Below are 16,243 nucleotides of genomic sequence, written 5' to 3'. Positions count from 1 at the left end.
GTGGCTGCGTGTGGATGCTGCGTACGGTGGACGCTCCGTGTTTGCACCCAGGCTCCGAGACCTTCTTCGTGGTATTGACCGAGCTGATTCCATTACCTTCGACGCGCACAAGTGGATGTCAGTCCCGATGGGGGGGGGATTTGATATTACACGACATAAGGACATCTTACATAGACCTTTCGCCAGACCGGCGGATAATATGCCGAAAGAAGGGGCTGATCTGGATGTTATTGATCCGTTTACCCATTCGATTCAATGGTCGCGAAGGTTTATCGGTTTGAAAGTATATTTATCGCTTGTGACGGCTGGTTGGGAAGGCTATCGCAGCATGGTACAGCACCAGACAGAGATGGGCAATCGGTTGCGACGGGAGCTTACTTGTTCTAACTGGAAGGTTGTGAATGATACCGTATTGCCTGTCGTATGCTTTACGGATTCCAATATTCAATCAAAGAGTCAATCGGATTTTGCATCATTTATATGTCAAGAGATATTACATTCAGGGCAGGCATGGATTTCAGTATACGAAACAAACAAGGCTCCAGTACTGCGGGCTTGTATTACGAACTACGATACAACAGAGGAAGATATTATGGTATTGATGCAGTTGCTGAATGAAGCAAGAGCAAAATATTTGGAAGAGACATCCGAACGGTCTGAGCTGAATCTATAGTCCAAGGAAGACATTATACCATCGTTGTTGATTGAATTAGGCTATGCCTTGAATGTGAATGAAGGTTTTAGGTTTTGGCTCCAAATAGCACAAAATGGTGCCCAAAGTGAATCCGTACCAAAATGGGATGAGCTAAATAAGTTAAAGCAGGCGAGTCTATCAAAATTCTCGTTTAAATACACCATTATAAATGGCCGTTTATCTGTACTTGAAGCTTATAGGATCCAAGTTAATGAAGCTATACCGAATATGAATTGTCCTAACCGTACGTTAAAACAAAAGTCAAGATATAACGAAGCTAAAAAACGAGATGTCGGATGACAAGAACATATATGCTTAAAAGCCTCGGAGCAGCGGCTTTTTTTATTTTAACGATATAAGTTCTTGTCACAAGTCAGTGACAAGAACTTATATCGTTTGCTGTATTGGGACAAGAACATATATTCTTTCCCGTAATTGAACTTAATTCCTAATTGATATGCTAAATGTGTATAAGGCGGGAGGTTCCAAGTGGGGAAAGAAAAGTGTCAGAAGTGTCGATGCTAGTGGCGATCGAATGGAAGTATGAAAGAAACTCTGAAAACACACTATATTCAAGGGGCTTCGAAGTTCTTGTTTTAGAATCAACCCTGTGCAGGGATGGTCTTCATTTCATAGATTTTTTGGAGCGTATGGACAACCTTCGTTTTCTCGTTATCGTCATCTGTGTGGAGATACAACTCCACAAGCCTATACCCGAATATGAGAAGGATCATCTCGTAGACGCAATGATCGGCGATAGGGGATACAGCCGCATACTCTGAAAAGCCTTTGTAATACGCGGGGACACATCGCTGGTAGTATTCGACCATGTGATCGATATCCGCTTCATCCGCAATAAGGCTTGCGAGATCCTCGCCCAAGTAACCCCATCCGGATGTATCCCAGTCAATGAGCGCGATTTTTCCATCGGCATAGATCAGGTTGGTCACCCAGAAGTCCCTGTGGCATAGCACGAGGGGCAATTTTTCGATGCGGGCGAAAATCTCGTATGCGTGCTCATCGATGTCGATGAGTATTTGCCGCACGTATTGCGGGAATTCGCAGCCCTCAGAGCGTATATAATCGTAAACGACCGGCCATGACCGGTAATGCAGATACGTATTCTTCATGAGATCCGCATGGCTCAGGTTGGTCAGGTTCTGCAGAACAGCTGGTCGCTCCGCATACAGCTTGCCTTGATAGCGTCCTAACTCCAGCGCAGCCTTTACATACATGTCACCGGTCAAGTCTAAACCGGTAACGCCATCGATATATTCCAGCCACAGCTGGGATTCATTTTCTTCAGAATTGATCTCGGCGTGATAACATGTCGGCCAGCGTAAGGCATCCGAGAACGTCGCTCCCAAGCCAGATGCATAGAGATCATATTCCCGGCGCCATGATCCAGGATCTCCGTAACGCTCCCATTTCTTCTGGATTTTCAGCACGATACGGTATGGCAATTTTTCGCCATTCGCGGTTTCGGCGATCCCCGTTACCAGGTACACATTTCCCACAGTTCCGCCCTGTAACGGCATGGTTTGGGAGTCTGTCGAGATGATATCCTTCTTGAACTGTATGCTTAAGGCACAGATCAGTGTTTCAGATTTAATACTCATTTTTTCCAACCTCCGTTTTTCTTCGTTTGCTTGCTCCACATGGCGATCGTTTTGTTTCTCTCCCTCTTGTCAATGAGGTAGCTCGTTTTATTCTGGACATACTTGTTCTCATGCTGCAGGGCAACATTAAGATTCCACCGTTCAGGCGTTAGCGAACCGTCGGCAAGCGCGGCGAGAACAGCATATCCCGGTTCGGACTGATGGCGACCGTTAATTGGCATAGAGGGAACCATTCCTCCACATCGGTAAAGCTGGCCGCCGCTCTGACTGGCTTGTGTCTGGTACCGCAAGATGCAGGTAACGTTAAAACCCCAATTCAGAGAAGAAAGGATAAATCATAGCCAAATTTGGTTGCAACGACTTGTTCCAGCACAGTTTTGGCACAGCCTGCAGCAGCCTGAGTAATCCGTTCGTGGGAACATGGAGCGGCGTAGCAGTACTGTAAAGATGAGAGAGTTTCCACTCTCTTTGTAGTGCAGTAAGACAAAATCACCGACGCACGGAAAAGTCTTCGCGCATTTCCGTGCTGTGATAGAACGCTCCATTGAGCACTGCCGTTACTTCGCCGCGCTCGGTCATGACCTTGAAGCGCTCGCGCCGAAGCTCCGTGACCTTGCGGGGCAATAATCCTTCGGGAATTACATCTATTTCTATGTTTCAAATCCATTATGGTTTTTTGTTAGCTCCTTTAATTTTGTATTTTTGGACGCAAAAATGCCGCGTAACAGCAGCCTCTAAAGAAGCTGCTGTTACGCGGCATCAGGACGCAAAAAAGATACGACCTTCATCGTATCCTGCAAACAGCAATATTCACGAAAGGTTACTTTGGAAGGCATACCAAATAGTAAGGAGATTTTCCCGCTTTTTTCGCATATGCCAGCTATTCAGTTTTTAAGACCAAACCACCATATAAGTAGTTGCCATTAAAACACATCTCCCTTCGTGTCAGGAACTTGCTTATAGCTAAGCTTTCTATAAAATACCCTATTCTGGAAATAAAATCAATGACGGATACGGTTAACCGTGAATTATCCTACCTTTTAGATTAGCGAGAGAAGTACCTACTGATATTTAGTTAATAATTTTTTGGTAGCTCGCTAGGCAAGCTTCCAGCTTAATTTTGAACGTGCGATCAGTATAACATGGCAGCCTCGTTCTGCCACGAACTCGAAGTGCTTGGCGATACTGATCGGGCGATATCCCTGCTAATTTCCTTGGAAGCGATACTAGACAGTAAAATATTCCCATGATATATATTATGATGTGGATATAAGTTCTTTAATCGTAGAAGAAAGTTGGTATACTGTGGATAATTCTAGTAAAAATAGCAGCTTAGAAATAAATAATAGATATCAGGCATTAAGAGACACATTAAATATGATCGCAAACAACTACAGCACATATAATGATTCATCTTATAGAAATGAACAAACAGCTCAGAAAAAGATTCCTTATCTTACTGCTCGGTCAAAGAAGAACAAACCTTCTAAAGCGGGAGTAATCTTAGGAACACAGACTTCCAATAAATCCATGTCTCTAATCATACATAAAGCTCGAGTAAATAAAGAACTGGCAAAGAAGCTCTGTAGGTTAAATGTAATGCGTGGCGGCAAATCTGGTTTCAAAGGATTCCTGTTTGAACACCTACATGCTGCAAACGAAACGGCTAATGGCATCTTAACAATAGTTATTAACGACAATGGAGTCGCTGATTTTGTAATAAAAAAAAATGGCAGGACGTTTTTTGCTCAAGCTAAGATTGGGCAAGCTAATGCCAACATTAATTTCGCGAAGTACAAGGGACAGAAACTTATTGTGGATAAAGGAAACTCCGTCTTAGCTGAAAGAGCAAGAATATCTGGTATGAAAGTAATAGAATCAGATATCAGCAATACGCAAGTTACCCAATTAGGAAAGACCATGCAACTGGAACGAAAAATAACCGGTAACAAAAATGCAGTTATCACATCCAAAGCGTATGTCACTGCACAGAATCTGTCTAATGTCCATCGTATAGGTGTTCAGGCGGCTAAATCCGGTACACAAGTGGGAGCTGGTCTAAGTATTGGGTCTAACCTTATAGACGTTATTACTGGCGAAAAAGAGCTGAAAGAAGCTGCTAAACATGTGGCAATTGACACAGCTTTATCAGCAGGAACCGCTTATGTCACAAGTACTGTTGTAACCGCTGCAGCTCAGACTACTGCAGGAGCGGCAGTAGCCAGTGCTGCGGGTGCAGCTAGCGCAGCACTGGCAGGAACTACAGTCGGAGTAACAGCGATTGCAGCTGGAACAGCTGTTACTGGTGCGGCAGCAACCGCTACTGCTTCAACCATTGCAGCAGCATCTGCCGTGACATCCACCGTGGCTAGTACAGCGGTTGGGGGAGCTATTGCAACTGCAGGTACCGCAATTGCAGGAACAGCAGTTGGAGGAGCTGTTGTTGCCGCCGGAGCTGCGCTCGGAGCAGCCGCTGTAGCCGCAGCTCCAGTGGTTCTACCGGCAATTGCTATTGGTGCAGCTTTGAAAATCACTAAGAAACTATTTAGCAGAAGAAGCTGCTAGTAATAATAAGGAATGGAGGGTCCACAGTGAGAAGAAAAATGTCGGATGACAAGAACATATATGCTTAAAAATCGCGTAGCAGCGGCTTTTTTTTGTTTTAACGATATAAGTTCTTGTCACAAGTCCGTGACAAGAACTTATATCATTCCCGTAATTGAGGATCTTTCTCAAGACACATAGAGAACGGTGTGAGTTAAACGTAGAAAACACGACGTCCTGTGGTATATTTGATGTAGATACTTTCAAAGTTGAGGTGCTTATGAATTCTAATTTTAACACCTATATCCAATCGCTTGCCGGACGAGACGTGACCGTCATAGGGGCCGGCGTCAGCAACTCACCGCTGATCCGCATGCTGTGCACAGCTGGGGCGCGCGTAATAGTACGCGACCGTAATCCAATCCTGCCACGGGATGAGTGGGACGACCTAGGCGTCGAGTTGCATCTAGGGGAAAGTTACCTAGATCGAGTTGGGGGCGATTTAGTGTTTCGCACTCCAGGCATACGTCCAGACCATCCGGCGTTGAACTCAGCCCGCGCCGGCGGCAGCCGTGTGACCAGTGAGATGGAGGAGTTCTTCGCGTTGTGTCCCTGTCCCATTTTCGGTGTGACCGGTTCGGACGGTAAGACCACAACAACCTCACTGATCGCAGACATGCTGGCTAATGGGGGACATACGGTGCATATGGGCGGTAACATTGGCACACCACTGCTGACACGCGTGGGAGAAATGTCGCCGCTGGACACGTGCGTGGTCGAGCTGTCCAGCTTCCAGTTGATGGACATGACGAGTTCTCCTCATGTAGCGGTGATTACCAATATCTCTCCCAATCACCTCGACTGGCACCGCGACATGGATGAATATACCACCGCAAAGCGCCGCCTGTTGAATTTTCAGAGTGAAGAAGATCTTGCCGTTCTCAACGGTGATAATCCGGTGACAGCCTCACTGCGTGGGCGAGGGCGGACCAAGTATTTCGGAGGACACATGACCCGCGATGGCATGATCGACGGTCTAGTCCCAATCAATGACATTCGTTTGCCGGGGTGGTATAACGTTGAAAATGTCATGGCTGCCGTGGCCGCTGTGCAGGGGATTGTGCCGGACGAGGCAATCCTAGAGACGGTTCGTACTTTCGTTGGCGTGGAGCATCGAAATCAGTGGGTTGCAACTGTGGCCGGCGTGCATTATTATAACAATTCCATCGGTTCCAGCCCCGCCCGTACTGTCTCCACACTGCATGCTCACGTAGGCCGAGTATTGTTGATCGCTGGTGGACGAGATAAGAAGGTACCGTTTGACGAGATGGCCAGGCTGCTGCCCGATCGTGTCAAGGTCTTGCTGTTGATCGGCGAAGCAGCCAGTCAAATCGAGATTGAGGCGCGTAAAGTGCCGAATTGCCCACATATTATCCTTTGTGAAGGAGGCTTGGCTGAGGCAGTGGAGCAAGCGCACCAGTTGGCCGTACCGGGTGACACTGTGCTGTTGAGCCCTGCTTGCACTGCATTTGACCAATACCGAAACTTTGAAGAGCGTGGGCATCACTTTGTAGAATTAGTCAGGCAACTGTCAGTGGAATAAGAGAACGTAATGAAAACATCGCTACCAACTGGTGGCGATGTGACTCTATCGATGATGATGGATAACAACAAGAACAGACAGTTAGAGACAGCATGAACAGAATGAGAAAGCAGCAACGCATACGGCAAACGATGTATGGTCTTGTCATTTAACGATATATGTTCTTGTCATCCGACACTAAATCAAGAACGTAATAAGTTCACCAATGAAAGGTATGATCCCGGTTTTATATACATATGTATAAAATACGGATTTTGTGAAGAAGTATGTATGAAAGAACTGTGTTGTCCAGTCCTTTTTAAGTTCACTTTAAGTTCGCGTGGCTTACCAAAAGCCTTCAGCATATTTTGCTACGAGCTTTCAATTGATCATACCCAGACTAACTCTTAAAAGAATTAATTATCTCTACAATTTCATATTGTTTTGTTTCAATAGCTCTTTCCAAAGGGCTACCACTATATGACCGCATTTTGCCCTTAAATTTAACCTGTGTAGTAAAGTCGACACCAACTCCAAGTAACAGCTCTACTATTTCTTTGTATCCTAACCCGCAAATCCAAAACAACAATTCTGATTTCGGGGTTGTTTGACTCTTATAATCCGCTCCATTTTCAAGCAAATATGCGGCTATTTTCAAATTATTTCTCCAGCAAGCCCATTTAAACGCTGTAGAAAAATACTTCTGATCGATACCATTTTCGATAAGCGTTTTTGTCGCTTCCAGATTTCCTCCACTCAGATTTGTTGTGAAGTCAAGTAACGAGCTTTTGAGGCTATCCAGTCGATTAATATCAATTCCTTGGGATAATAGCAATTCAATCATTTTTTTACTTCCACGTTCACATGCAAAATGTATCGGTTGCAGATTGTTCGGACCTTTCGAATGAACATCTGCCCCTGCTTCAATTAGATATCGAGTTATTTCAAAGTAATTGTGACTAATAGCAATTGATAAGGGCGATTGTCTTCCGACATCCTTAATTTCTTTATCTGCCCCTGCTTCAATTAGAAGTTTTACAATATCCAGATTCCCTACTCTACACGCTATTTGCAGTGGGGTTCCATTTATCGGATTCGAATAATCCGTTAGCTTTTTATTTAGACTATTCGCTTTCGCGTTAATTACATACTCCCTCACCATATCCACATTCTGGTTATAACAAGCATGATGCAAGGTTTCAATATTTTTGGTTTCTGTCATCTGTAGGTACTCACCCTTCATTACCCAATCCGGATTCGATCGCTATCAGCTTACCCACTAACCGCTCCGTTGCAGGGGCCGTAAAGCTCAACACGCCTCCCTTGTTTACGATATCACCCTGCTTGATCCGTTCATCCAGCCAACCGGAAACAAAACCCGGCGCGTATCCTCCGGTGCTGAAGCCTTGCCCAAAGGCGATCATTTTTTCGTACTCCGCCAAATACTGAGCTCGCGTCACTCCCGGGTTTGCCCCGGTGTACAACCAGAACTGGATATCATACATCAGCATGGACAACTCGTCCGCATGAAAAGCAAAATAGCCTTTGTCCTCTACAATCTGGGTGCAAATATTGCGAATGACCGCTTCAATCCGATCTATTCCGTGGGCTTTCTCGCATAAAGATTGCAATAAAGATGAGAATTGCGCATATTCCACCTTGTCCAAATCATCGAGCTTGTCCTGCTCCGAGGTGTCGAATACTTCCTCATTGACCAGTCCCGCGATAAAAGTCGCAAAGTTAGGCGCAAGAAAGGTAACATAATAACCAGCTTCTTGATCCACATGTACAACTGCAGGCTCACCGTCCCGGCCGCATGCGCGATAATCCAGCATAATGACATCATGCCCTGCAGACGGGCAATCGCACAGCACAACCCCAATGTCCGGGTAGCCCCATTCTTCCAGCATAAACTTGCTGCCCAAACTGCCGCCCAGACTATAAGCTTTCTCGCGCCCGATCCCCATAATGCCCGTAATGGCTACATGATCCTCCGCCCAGGAGGTCGAGACGGCAGTCGGAAAACAAGTATTGACCGGTACGCCGCCATTCTGCTGCTGCATCAGCCAAATATAATCTGCCGGAAGCTTGTACCCAAGCTCCTCTTCTATTGAAGCAATCATCTCGGCAGTAGGAGGCGCCTCTACATAACTCTTGTCCGCATAATCGCTCATCTCCCAGAACTGACTGAAATCGCGTTCGCGAAAAGGCACACGAGTAATCTCCCTGATCGCCTTAGCTTGTCTCTCCATAATATCGTGGCAAGCCTCTATGTAATTATCCACGTCTGCATCGCCAGGCTCCAGACGCTTGAACTGCTCGAATGCGGACAACGCCTTTTCCCATTGATGCATGTAGAAATAAGAATAGCCGATGCGCCAGTTCCAAGTTGCATCCTGTCTTCCTTGCTGTTCTACCGACAGCAGCTGCTGCAGAGCTTCCGTGTAGCGCCCCAAGTTGTTAAGTGCCCTGCCATAATGACCCACCAATTCATAGTTACGCTCCGATTCAGGTAGTTGCTCGATCGCTTCAACAATTTTGTCATGCTGATCATCGTCATACCAGCTTTGCAGCTTGTCCAACAGTTCTTTTGACATTTCGCCACTTCCTTATTTCAATTTTTCTGATCTCATTCCCGAAGCCAGCTTTCCTCGCAGCGGTTTATCTTGCTACATTTTTCATCTTCATTCTCCACGGTTGATTACAGATGAACTACGCGACGATAATGCAAGTATTCGGCACGGTCCTCCCACTCCAACTCTTCCTCATAGGGGTCGCGATAATAGGTAGCAACCGGTAAATAACCCCATGTGACGCCCATACCGCCGCAGATAAGCGAACCACCGTCCCCGCCTTTACCGCGCACGAGTCCTTCAGGCGATACGGTCAGCTCCTGTTTGTACGGATCGCCAAGGAATTGTAGCCCCATGCCGCCACTCTTCTCCAGATCAAAGGGTCTAGGTTCGCCCTGCTCTTTCTGCTCCCGATCCAGTTCTTCGAAGTGCCTAACCTTCATGCGATAGTCAAAGCTGTCGCCCCAAGGAAATAACGTTCGACAACCTCCGCCGTACACGTATTCCCATTCATCTTCTGTTAACACATCGAAGCCATCGGGCAGTTCATCTTTCGCCCACGCCTGCTGGCTGGGACTGTCAGCAAACAACCAAATGCGGATACGCCCATCCTCTTTGTCCAATCGAAAAGACTGATGCTGTTCGTAGGAGCCGTAATTCGAGGACTTGACGCGTTCGAACGCCTCCAGCACATCGCCGTCTTCTTCCGAATCCAAGTCAGCTAGTTCTACCTCATACCAGGCGACAGGGCGGGTTTGACGTTCGATCAACAACGGGCCGATGTCAGCCTCTCGCACAGGCGACATTTGCTGTCGCAGCACATGCTCCAACTCCGCAGGCTCTCGGTTCAAATCCTCCAGGCCGCTCTCGAACTCTCTTTTCGTCTCTTCATCCGGTCCGATTGCCCATTGCCCCCAGCCGAGTGTGACCCGGTCGCCAGGCACATATACGAACTCGCAGCCTTCATACATAAAGATGCCCGTTTCCAGCCCAAGGCCGAACCGCTCGAAGCATTCCATTTTCAGAAATGTAAAACCCGCAGGCAGACGTGCATTCAACTCGCGCAACAACTGCTCCTTACATTCAGTAGTCTGTTTATTCCAAGTCGCTCGATCCTTTATCACGGTTGTCTCCCTTTTTTTGTATTTATTTGATCGTACGTTCATTTTAAAACGACTTCTGCGCCAAGAACTTTTTCGTAAAAGGGAACCATTTCTTCCGCTATATCGGTCTGTTCATTCCTTCGACTCTATTCGGTTAGGACTATCCAATTGCCTCCATTGGTATGTTAACGGACGCCATCGCATTTTTCTTTTGCTCATCATTTACATGCGTATAGAGCGCGGTGGTTTCAATGGATGAATGCCCCATAAGCTCCTTCACGATTCGAATATCGTGTCCTTTTTTTAGCATCATTGTTGCAAAAGAGTGCCTCAGCTTATGGCAGGATAAATTCATCTCCGTTACCTTCGGATTTTTCTCCTTAAAAGCTGAAAAAGTTTGGTTAGCGATCTTCTGGATCTGCCTGATCGAGAGTCGTCTTCCCTTTTGTGAAACAAAAAAGGCGTCTTCTTTTTGGCTATAAGGGGTAAGCCGCTCCTCTAAGACTTTACTTAAATAGTCATTAAGCACATCAGGCAGAGGGATTTCATTCCATTTTCTTCCCTTCCCAAACACTTCGATAGTTCCTTTTGTCTTTTTAAAATTCAAGAGGTTCAATCGGTGCACTTCACCTACTCGTAATCCGCAATAACCCATTAGCAGGAATATGGCGATATTTCGATTCCGATACCTTCCGTTGATATACTCGAGGCTTTGTACCAGTTCTTCTTCTTCAAGATATACGGGCTTCTTATTTTTCTCGGTCTTGGACTTTTTCACTTCCAAGGCCGGATTCTTCGTTGCCAACTCAAAGTCGATTAAAGCGCTATAAAAGGATCTTATGGATGAAAGCGACCGGTTTCTTGTGGACTCACCGGCTGTTTTTTGCTTGGAAACCAGAAAGTTGATAACGCCTATCTTGCCGGCTTCTTCAATTGGACTCCCTTCTAAGGATTGAAGAAAGCTCAGTACTTCCCTGAGATACTCTTTTTGCGTTGCTTCGGTATATCCGGAATGTTTCATCCATAATGAAAATGCACGGATCTGCTCCGCATATGTTTCTTTAATTTCATCGTTATCCTTCAAGGTGCGTTTTCCCTCCGTTAACAAGGTGCTCACGACAAAAGAATCCCTGCTCTTGGCCGTAAATAAAAATAAAAATCGATTCAAAAGGAAAGTGCGCCAAATATGTATTTGGTGCACTTATTATAACACATTTTTCCCTCTTCTATCTGCACACTCCGCTCTTTGCTAAAGCCTTAGACTGCCGCTGTTGTTGTTTTAACAGAAAATTACTGAACATGTAGTTCCGATTTGATATCATTTTGATTTAAAAATTTCATTAAATCATTACTCAGCTGCACAATCTCATTGCTAGCATGATTCGCATAATCCGGCAACATCATATCCCTAACCATTTTGGTTCGTAGCCATGTCATAAAGAAAAGATCCAATAATAAGTTTGGAAATTTAAGCACCATTTTAAGTATGGGTGGATCAATTGAAACGCCAGCTTTTTGTATGGCCCTTAGGTACGCTTTTAAAGTGACTGTTATTTTGCGTGCCGTCTTTCTGGTTCTGACTGTTTTTTTGTCAATTATCTTATTCTCAGAATGCAAAATGCTCATCATGGCAATGTCCAATACGGAATGTGTGATTAGATACGCTTGCATATCCTTTTTAACAACGTAGGGAAGCTTTGCTGTTTTAAATAATTTTGCGAGGTTTTCTATCCGTTCTGTCACTACACCATCAATTTCTCCAAATGCAGTTGCCGCTATAATCTTTGATGGAAATCGAGCATGCAATACTCCATCTTTAATCTGCCCGCCGAAGCCTGGAAAAGCCGGTAAAAGTCTATCCCCTACGATATCCAGCCACGAAGAAAATCCAATTGAATTATTAGTCATCGTAACTATATGTTTGCTTGGATTATTTTTTAGCGCTAACAACGCGGATTCGGACCGATCATAACGAACGGTGACGAAAATAAAATCGTATACATCGTCATTTTCGAGCGTATCAATGACATTCACTTGTATCGATTTAACCGTATCTTTTTCCTTATATTGCAGGCCATTTTCTCTTATTGATTTAAATCTATGAGAACGTGCAAACAGGGTAACGTCAAACCCTGCTTCAATGAGCTTAATTGCGTACATGCTCCCGATAACACCTGCACCAAAAATTAAAATTCTATTTTGTTTTGCTGACATAAAAACCACCCCTACTTATTAACATTTCCTCTTGAATATCCGACAACATGTTGTATGATGTAATTGTAGATCTTAATTATTCCTTGATCAACCATCAGTTTTTTATTATTTGTCGGATGATATTCTTGTTCGCTAGTAGGAGGGTAACATGAAAAAGCAGCCTGAAATAACGGAGAAAACAAGACAAAAGTTTATAGAAGTTTTTTGTGAGTTATACAGCCAAAAGCCGATTGAGAAAATTTCGGTTCAGGAAATTGCGAACAAGTCAGGATATAACCGCAGCACCTTTTATCAATACTTTACTGACATTTACGAATTGGTAGACTCTGTTGAAAATGAGTTATTGAATGACATAAAAAGAGAATTAGCGAATAAAGAGCTATCGATGCATACGGTTCAAGATGCGCTCCATTGTCTGGACAAAAAAGAACATCTCTCGGTTCTCCATGCCCTTTTAGGTGATTATGGAAGTCCTCGTTTTTTAAAACGCTTAAAAAAAGAAATCACTCTGGATCAATTAGAATTAAACGTTCAGCAAAACCATTCCTTAATGCCATACTTGATTGAGTTTTACCTGTCAACCTCCCTTTCTTTATTTCGTCTTTGGATCCAGCGTCAAAAAGATTTATCGTCAGAAGAATTTTCCAAGTTAGTGGAGAACCTCTATTCAAGAGGGATGACTCCCTATTTTAAAGAATGAGTCTGTCATTCAAACCGTTGAGAAAGATCCTCAAATACGGGAAACGATATATGTTCTTGTCATCCGACAAGGAAAATGCCCATGTAAAAACGGCAGCCGATCGCGTGACCGACTGCCGTGCCGAATTTTCCCGTTCACGATTGAGATATATGATGCCTAATAGCACTGTGAAGAAAATCTGCGAAATTCTCATTGCCATATTGGCTAAAGTAGTTATTGAATCGTGCATCGAATTTGTAAGTATCGGCAATGCAAGCCAGTAACTCCGTATCACATGGCATGAATTGCATGAGATTTTTTTTCCACTCCCCGATTAATCGCTGAACTTCATCGGAGGAAGGCGGCTGATCGACACAAGACGCAATTTGCTTGAATACTTCCTCCATCGATTGAAAACGTTCATCTATTTCATCTTGCGATAGTTTATCCATCGTTTCATTAAACACTTTATACGCTTCTGTTTCACCATAAATGAATCTTGCCTCATTCGCGTATTGTTCTTTTAATGGCAAAACCGAAGAACGGTTGAAGATTTGCAAATGACTAATATCTTTCCCCGAAACGTATTCTTCGAGAGCTGCCATGATGGTTTCTAGTCTTTGTTTTTTCAATAATAAGGTTTGACTTTGCTTCTTTAATAGTTGTTTCTGTTCTTGCCTGGTCAGCTTTAAAATGTCCGCAATTTCTTTTAAGGAAAAATCCAATTCCTTTAAGAACAAAATCGTTTGAAGTTTTTCCAAACTGCTTCGATCATATAAGCGATACCCTTTTTCCGTCAGATGTGTCGGTTTAAATAAATCAATCCTATCGTAATAATGCAAGGTCCGGCTTGTAATGCCTGTAATCTGGACAATATCTTTAACCGCTAATAATGGTTTCTTCATCCCAAAATCCTTTTACTTCGTCTAGTATTTGAGCAGCTGGTGTTATTGTGGCCTCAAAGATCGTTTTTCCTGTTTTTCTTAAATAATATTGGATTAAATGATAGCCGCAAGCGTAGCCGGCACTATAAGGCATGTTGACCGGTTCAAAGTTTTGAAATTTTGCGATCTCGTCTCCGTATAGATACGGAGCAAATTGATCAAATCCTGTTAATTGCAATTGATCTCTAAGGACAGGCTTTATGCGCCTGTTAAGGGTGTCTGCGTTTGTTTTCGTTACCCAAGGGCCGAGCAATTCTTCTCCAAACATGAATGTAGCATAGTTTTCAGCTAATCCTTCACTTACAATGAGCTCGCCCAAATTAACGGTGTGATCCCACTGAATAAATTGATATCTCACATTATGGTTGCATTCGTGCGCCAGCGAAGCCTTCATTCGAGGAATCGTGTACGCATTCGGCAAGATTGTACCCCAGATAAACCCGGGAATGCCCCCAAAGCCGCTGTATCCTTCGTTTATGACCAAGGCACGGCTTTCCGGATTCCCTAACTGAATGGTAAACAAATAGTCGGATACGGGAAGTTTAATTTCATGCTCTACAAATAATTGTAGACTTTTACGCACCGCATGCTCACACTCTAACCAAAAAGTTTCGGACGAAATCAGCTCTATCTCTGCCGAAATCTGAGGGGTAATCTGTTCAGGGGCTCGATGCATCATATTATTCATCGTAATCACGTCAAAACCGTTCGCCTCTTCAGCTCTAAAAGGGATCTGTTGAATTTGCCATTGTTTCATAAAGGGGGCCATCATTTCGTTTCTGAACAGTTCAAGCTTTTCCTCGGGCGAAACTTGGGCAACTTTTTGATAAATGTGGTCGGAACGCAGCGTTTTTATATTCAAATCTCTCACTCCTATCTATATATTTATAGAGAGAATTATGCACTATGACCTAACGTCATAGTCAAGAAATTTTAATCAATTACTCCATCATACCTCTAAAGGACAGGAATTCGCGATTTTATACCATAATATATATTATGTAAAATATATCGGTATTTTTTAACTTAACCTGCGTTAATAATGGACGCTTTCATTCTATTTTCCGACATAAAACGGATGAATACATGACACACTAAGCAGGTACAACAGTTTAGGGGGCTAGTTTGCTTGCTAATTCATACAATCGAAACGTTTCCGCTCTTTTATCGTCTTCCCGCCGCCTATGGAGATGCTAACGGCATTAAATCCTACAGAACCACTTATTTAATCCGGATTACTTCGGATACCGGCGTCGAAGGCTGGGGGGAGTGTGTGGATTGGCTGCCCACCTTGCAAAAAGGTTTTCAGGAGCGCATCATTCCTTATTTGACAGGTAAACCGGTCGTAGAAAGGAAAAAGCTGGTCCAGACTTTGAAAAAGTGGCATTCGCGCTCAGCCACGGCGGTTAGTATGGCTTTAACCGAAATTTTGGCCAAATCGAGCGGGCTGTCCGTATGCGACCTGTGGGGCGGAAAATATCGGGATCAAGTACCCGTCTATGCCTCGTTTCAATCCTATTCAGCAGAACCGGATTGGCACAAACATTCACTTGAAGCGATCCACGGAGCGATTACCGATGGATTTAATAAGATCAAGATAAAAATAGGCGGTAAATCCATCGCGGAGGATCAACGCCATGTCCTGTCCGTACAAAACTTGCTGCAAGGAAAGGTTAGTTTGGCTCTGGACGCCAATCAAAGTTATGATGTGGCGGTAGCGCTTCAGTGGAAGACTTTGCTTGAGAAATGGTCCAATCTCATGTGGTTGGAAGAACCGCTCCAAATGAAATACATAGCTGAATATATCGTGTTAAGAAACCGGCTCTTTGTTCCCTTGGCCGGAGGCGAGAACAACAAAATGGCATCGGATTTTATTCCCCTGCTTTCCCAGCATGCTCTGGATTTTATCACTCCCGATCCCTTGCATATTACCGGAATTGACGAGTATAGGGAAACATTAAGCCTCGCCAGAAAATTTGGCATTCGTGCGGCACCTCATGCTTATGACGGTGCATTAACGCGCTTGTACGCTTTATTCGCTCAAGCCTGTTTGGAACCATGGAGCAAAATGGAAACGGAAATGATCGAACCTGTGGAATGGGATGCTATGGACAACCCGTTTAACCGTTTGATTTCGATTCAACCTTCAAATGGTGAAATAGCCCTTCCAGCCGGCACCGGAATCGGAATTGAAATCGACCTGGACATGCTTGCATTTTATCGATGGGACGGAAGCAGTTACGGCTAGTCCAAGACAAGGATCTAATAGTCTGTGCTATTCTAAGTTCTTG

15 protein-coding genes are annotated in these 16,243 nt (G+C 44.3%); 6 read left to right on the top strand and 9 right to left on the bottom strand.

Annotated features, from left to right (window positions below):
* Both KVT34_RS05280 and KVT34_RS05275 read left to right on the top strand, forming a co-directional pair.
* The coding region (locus KVT34_RS05280) for a pyridoxal phosphate-dependent decarboxylase family protein (RefSeq protein ID WP_217557188.1) at nucleotides 1-673 on the top strand (673 nt) is incomplete at its 5' end.
* Nucleotides 674-697: 24 nt separating this feature from the next.
* Complete coding sequence (locus tag KVT34_RS05275; RefSeq protein ID WP_217557186.1) at nucleotides 698-994, top strand: hypothetical protein; 297 nt, start codon at nucleotides 698-700, stop codon at nucleotides 992-994.
* 302 nt (nucleotides 995-1,296) lie between these two features.
* Here KVT34_RS05275 and KVT34_RS05270 read toward each other — a convergent pair whose 3' ends face one another.
* Together KVT34_RS05270 and KVT34_RS31700 are read right to left on the bottom strand one after the other, a co-directional pair.
* Nucleotides 1,297-2,313: an aminoglycoside phosphotransferase family protein gene (locus KVT34_RS05270; RefSeq protein WP_217557184.1), complete on the bottom strand. Its 1,017-nt coding sequence runs from the start codon at nucleotides 2,311-2,313 to the stop codon at nucleotides 1,297-1,299.
* Nucleotides 2,310-2,534: a hypothetical protein gene (locus tag KVT34_RS31700; protein WP_254634535.1), complete on the bottom strand. Its 225-nt coding sequence runs from the start codon at nucleotides 2,532-2,534 to the stop codon at nucleotides 2,310-2,312. Before KVT34_RS31700 ends, KVT34_RS05270 begins: the two co-directional genes overlap by 4 nt.
* Nucleotides 2,535-3,576: 1,042 nt before the next feature.
* On the opposite strand from KVT34_RS31700, the gene KVT34_RS05260 reads away from it, so the two are divergent.
* Nucleotides 3,577-4,878 (top strand): hypothetical protein, encoded by a 1,302-nt coding sequence (locus tag KVT34_RS05260; protein ID WP_217557182.1) that lies wholly within the window; start codon nucleotides 3,577-3,579, stop codon nucleotides 4,876-4,878.
* 259 nt (nucleotides 4,879-5,137) lie between these two features.
* On the top strand, nucleotides 5,138-6,460 hold the full coding sequence (gene murD / locus KVT34_RS05255; protein WP_217557180.1) for a UDP-N-acetylmuramoyl-L-alanine--D-glutamate ligase: 1,323 nt from the start codon (nucleotides 5,138-5,140) through the stop codon (nucleotides 6,458-6,460).
* 379 nt (nucleotides 6,461-6,839) lie between these two features.
* On the opposite strand, the gene KVT34_RS05250 is transcribed toward murD, so the two are convergent.
* The 5 genes from KVT34_RS05250 to KVT34_RS05230 all read right to left on the bottom strand — a co-directional run bounded on the left by KVT34_RS05250 (nucleotide 6,840) and on the right by KVT34_RS05230 (nucleotide 12,329).
* Nucleotides 6,840-7,661, bottom strand: a complete 822-nt coding sequence (locus tag KVT34_RS05250; RefSeq protein ID WP_217557178.1) for an ankyrin repeat domain-containing protein — start codon at nucleotides 7,659-7,661, stop codon at nucleotides 6,840-6,842.
* A gap of 10 nt (nucleotides 7,662-7,671) precedes the next feature.
* Entirely contained in the window at nucleotides 7,672-9,036 is a 1,365-nt protein-coding gene (locus KVT34_RS05245) for an SMI1/KNR4 family protein (RefSeq protein ID WP_217557176.1), read from the bottom strand.
* Nucleotides 9,037-9,140: 104 nt separating this feature from the next.
* On the bottom strand, nucleotides 9,141-10,178 hold the full coding sequence (locus tag KVT34_RS05240) for a hypothetical protein (RefSeq protein WP_217557174.1): 1,038 nt from the start codon (nucleotides 10,176-10,178) through the stop codon (nucleotides 9,141-9,143).
* A 97-nt stretch (nucleotides 10,179-10,275) separates the two neighbouring features.
* Nucleotides 10,276-11,199: a tyrosine-type recombinase/integrase gene (locus tag KVT34_RS05235; RefSeq protein WP_217557172.1), complete on the bottom strand. Its 924-nt coding sequence runs from the start codon at nucleotides 11,197-11,199 to the stop codon at nucleotides 10,276-10,278.
* Nucleotides 11,200-11,405: 206 nt separating this feature from the next.
* Nucleotides 11,406-12,329, bottom strand: coding sequence for a ketopantoate reductase family protein (locus KVT34_RS05230; RefSeq protein WP_217557170.1), 924 nt, complete (start codon nucleotides 12,327-12,329; stop codon nucleotides 11,406-11,408).
* 148 nt (nucleotides 12,330-12,477) lie between these two features.
* On the opposite strand from KVT34_RS05230, the gene KVT34_RS05225 reads away from it, so the two are divergent.
* Nucleotides 12,478-13,029 carry a TetR/AcrR family transcriptional regulator gene (locus KVT34_RS05225; protein ID WP_217557167.1) on the top strand — a complete coding sequence of 184 codons (552 nt, stop codon included), beginning with the start codon at nucleotides 12,478-12,480 and terminating at the stop codon, nucleotides 13,027-13,029.
* A 134-nt stretch (nucleotides 13,030-13,163) separates the two neighbouring features.
* On the opposite strand, the gene KVT34_RS05220 is transcribed toward KVT34_RS05225, so the two are convergent.
* Both KVT34_RS05220 and KVT34_RS05215 read right to left on the bottom strand, forming a co-directional pair.
* Complete coding sequence (locus KVT34_RS05220) at nucleotides 13,164-13,913, bottom strand: MerR family transcriptional regulator (RefSeq protein ID WP_217557164.1); 750 nt, start codon at nucleotides 13,911-13,913, stop codon at nucleotides 13,164-13,166.
* Nucleotides 13,888-14,814 (bottom strand): DUF2268 domain-containing putative Zn-dependent protease, encoded by a 927-nt coding sequence (locus tag KVT34_RS05215; RefSeq protein WP_217557162.1) that lies wholly within the window; start codon nucleotides 14,812-14,814, stop codon nucleotides 13,888-13,890. The genes KVT34_RS05220 and KVT34_RS05215 overlap by 26 nt, the downstream gene beginning before the upstream one ends.
* 267 nt (nucleotides 14,815-15,081) lie before the next feature.
* On the opposite strand from KVT34_RS05215, the gene KVT34_RS05210 reads away from it, so the two are divergent.
* Nucleotides 15,082-16,200: a mandelate racemase/muconate lactonizing enzyme family protein gene (locus KVT34_RS05210; RefSeq protein WP_217557160.1), complete on the top strand. Its 1,119-nt coding sequence runs from the start codon at nucleotides 15,082-15,084 to the stop codon at nucleotides 16,198-16,200.
* Nucleotides 16,201-16,243: the final 43 nt, after the last annotated feature.

The organism is Paenibacillus sp. GbtcB18 (assembly GCF_019091125.1).
Classification (GTDB): Bacteria; Bacillota; Bacilli; order Paenibacillales; family NBRC-103111; genus Paenibacillus_F; species Paenibacillus_F chitinolyticus.
The sequence above is the reverse complement of the archived record's forward strand: the minus strand, read 5'-3'. Positions and strand labels throughout refer to the sequence as shown.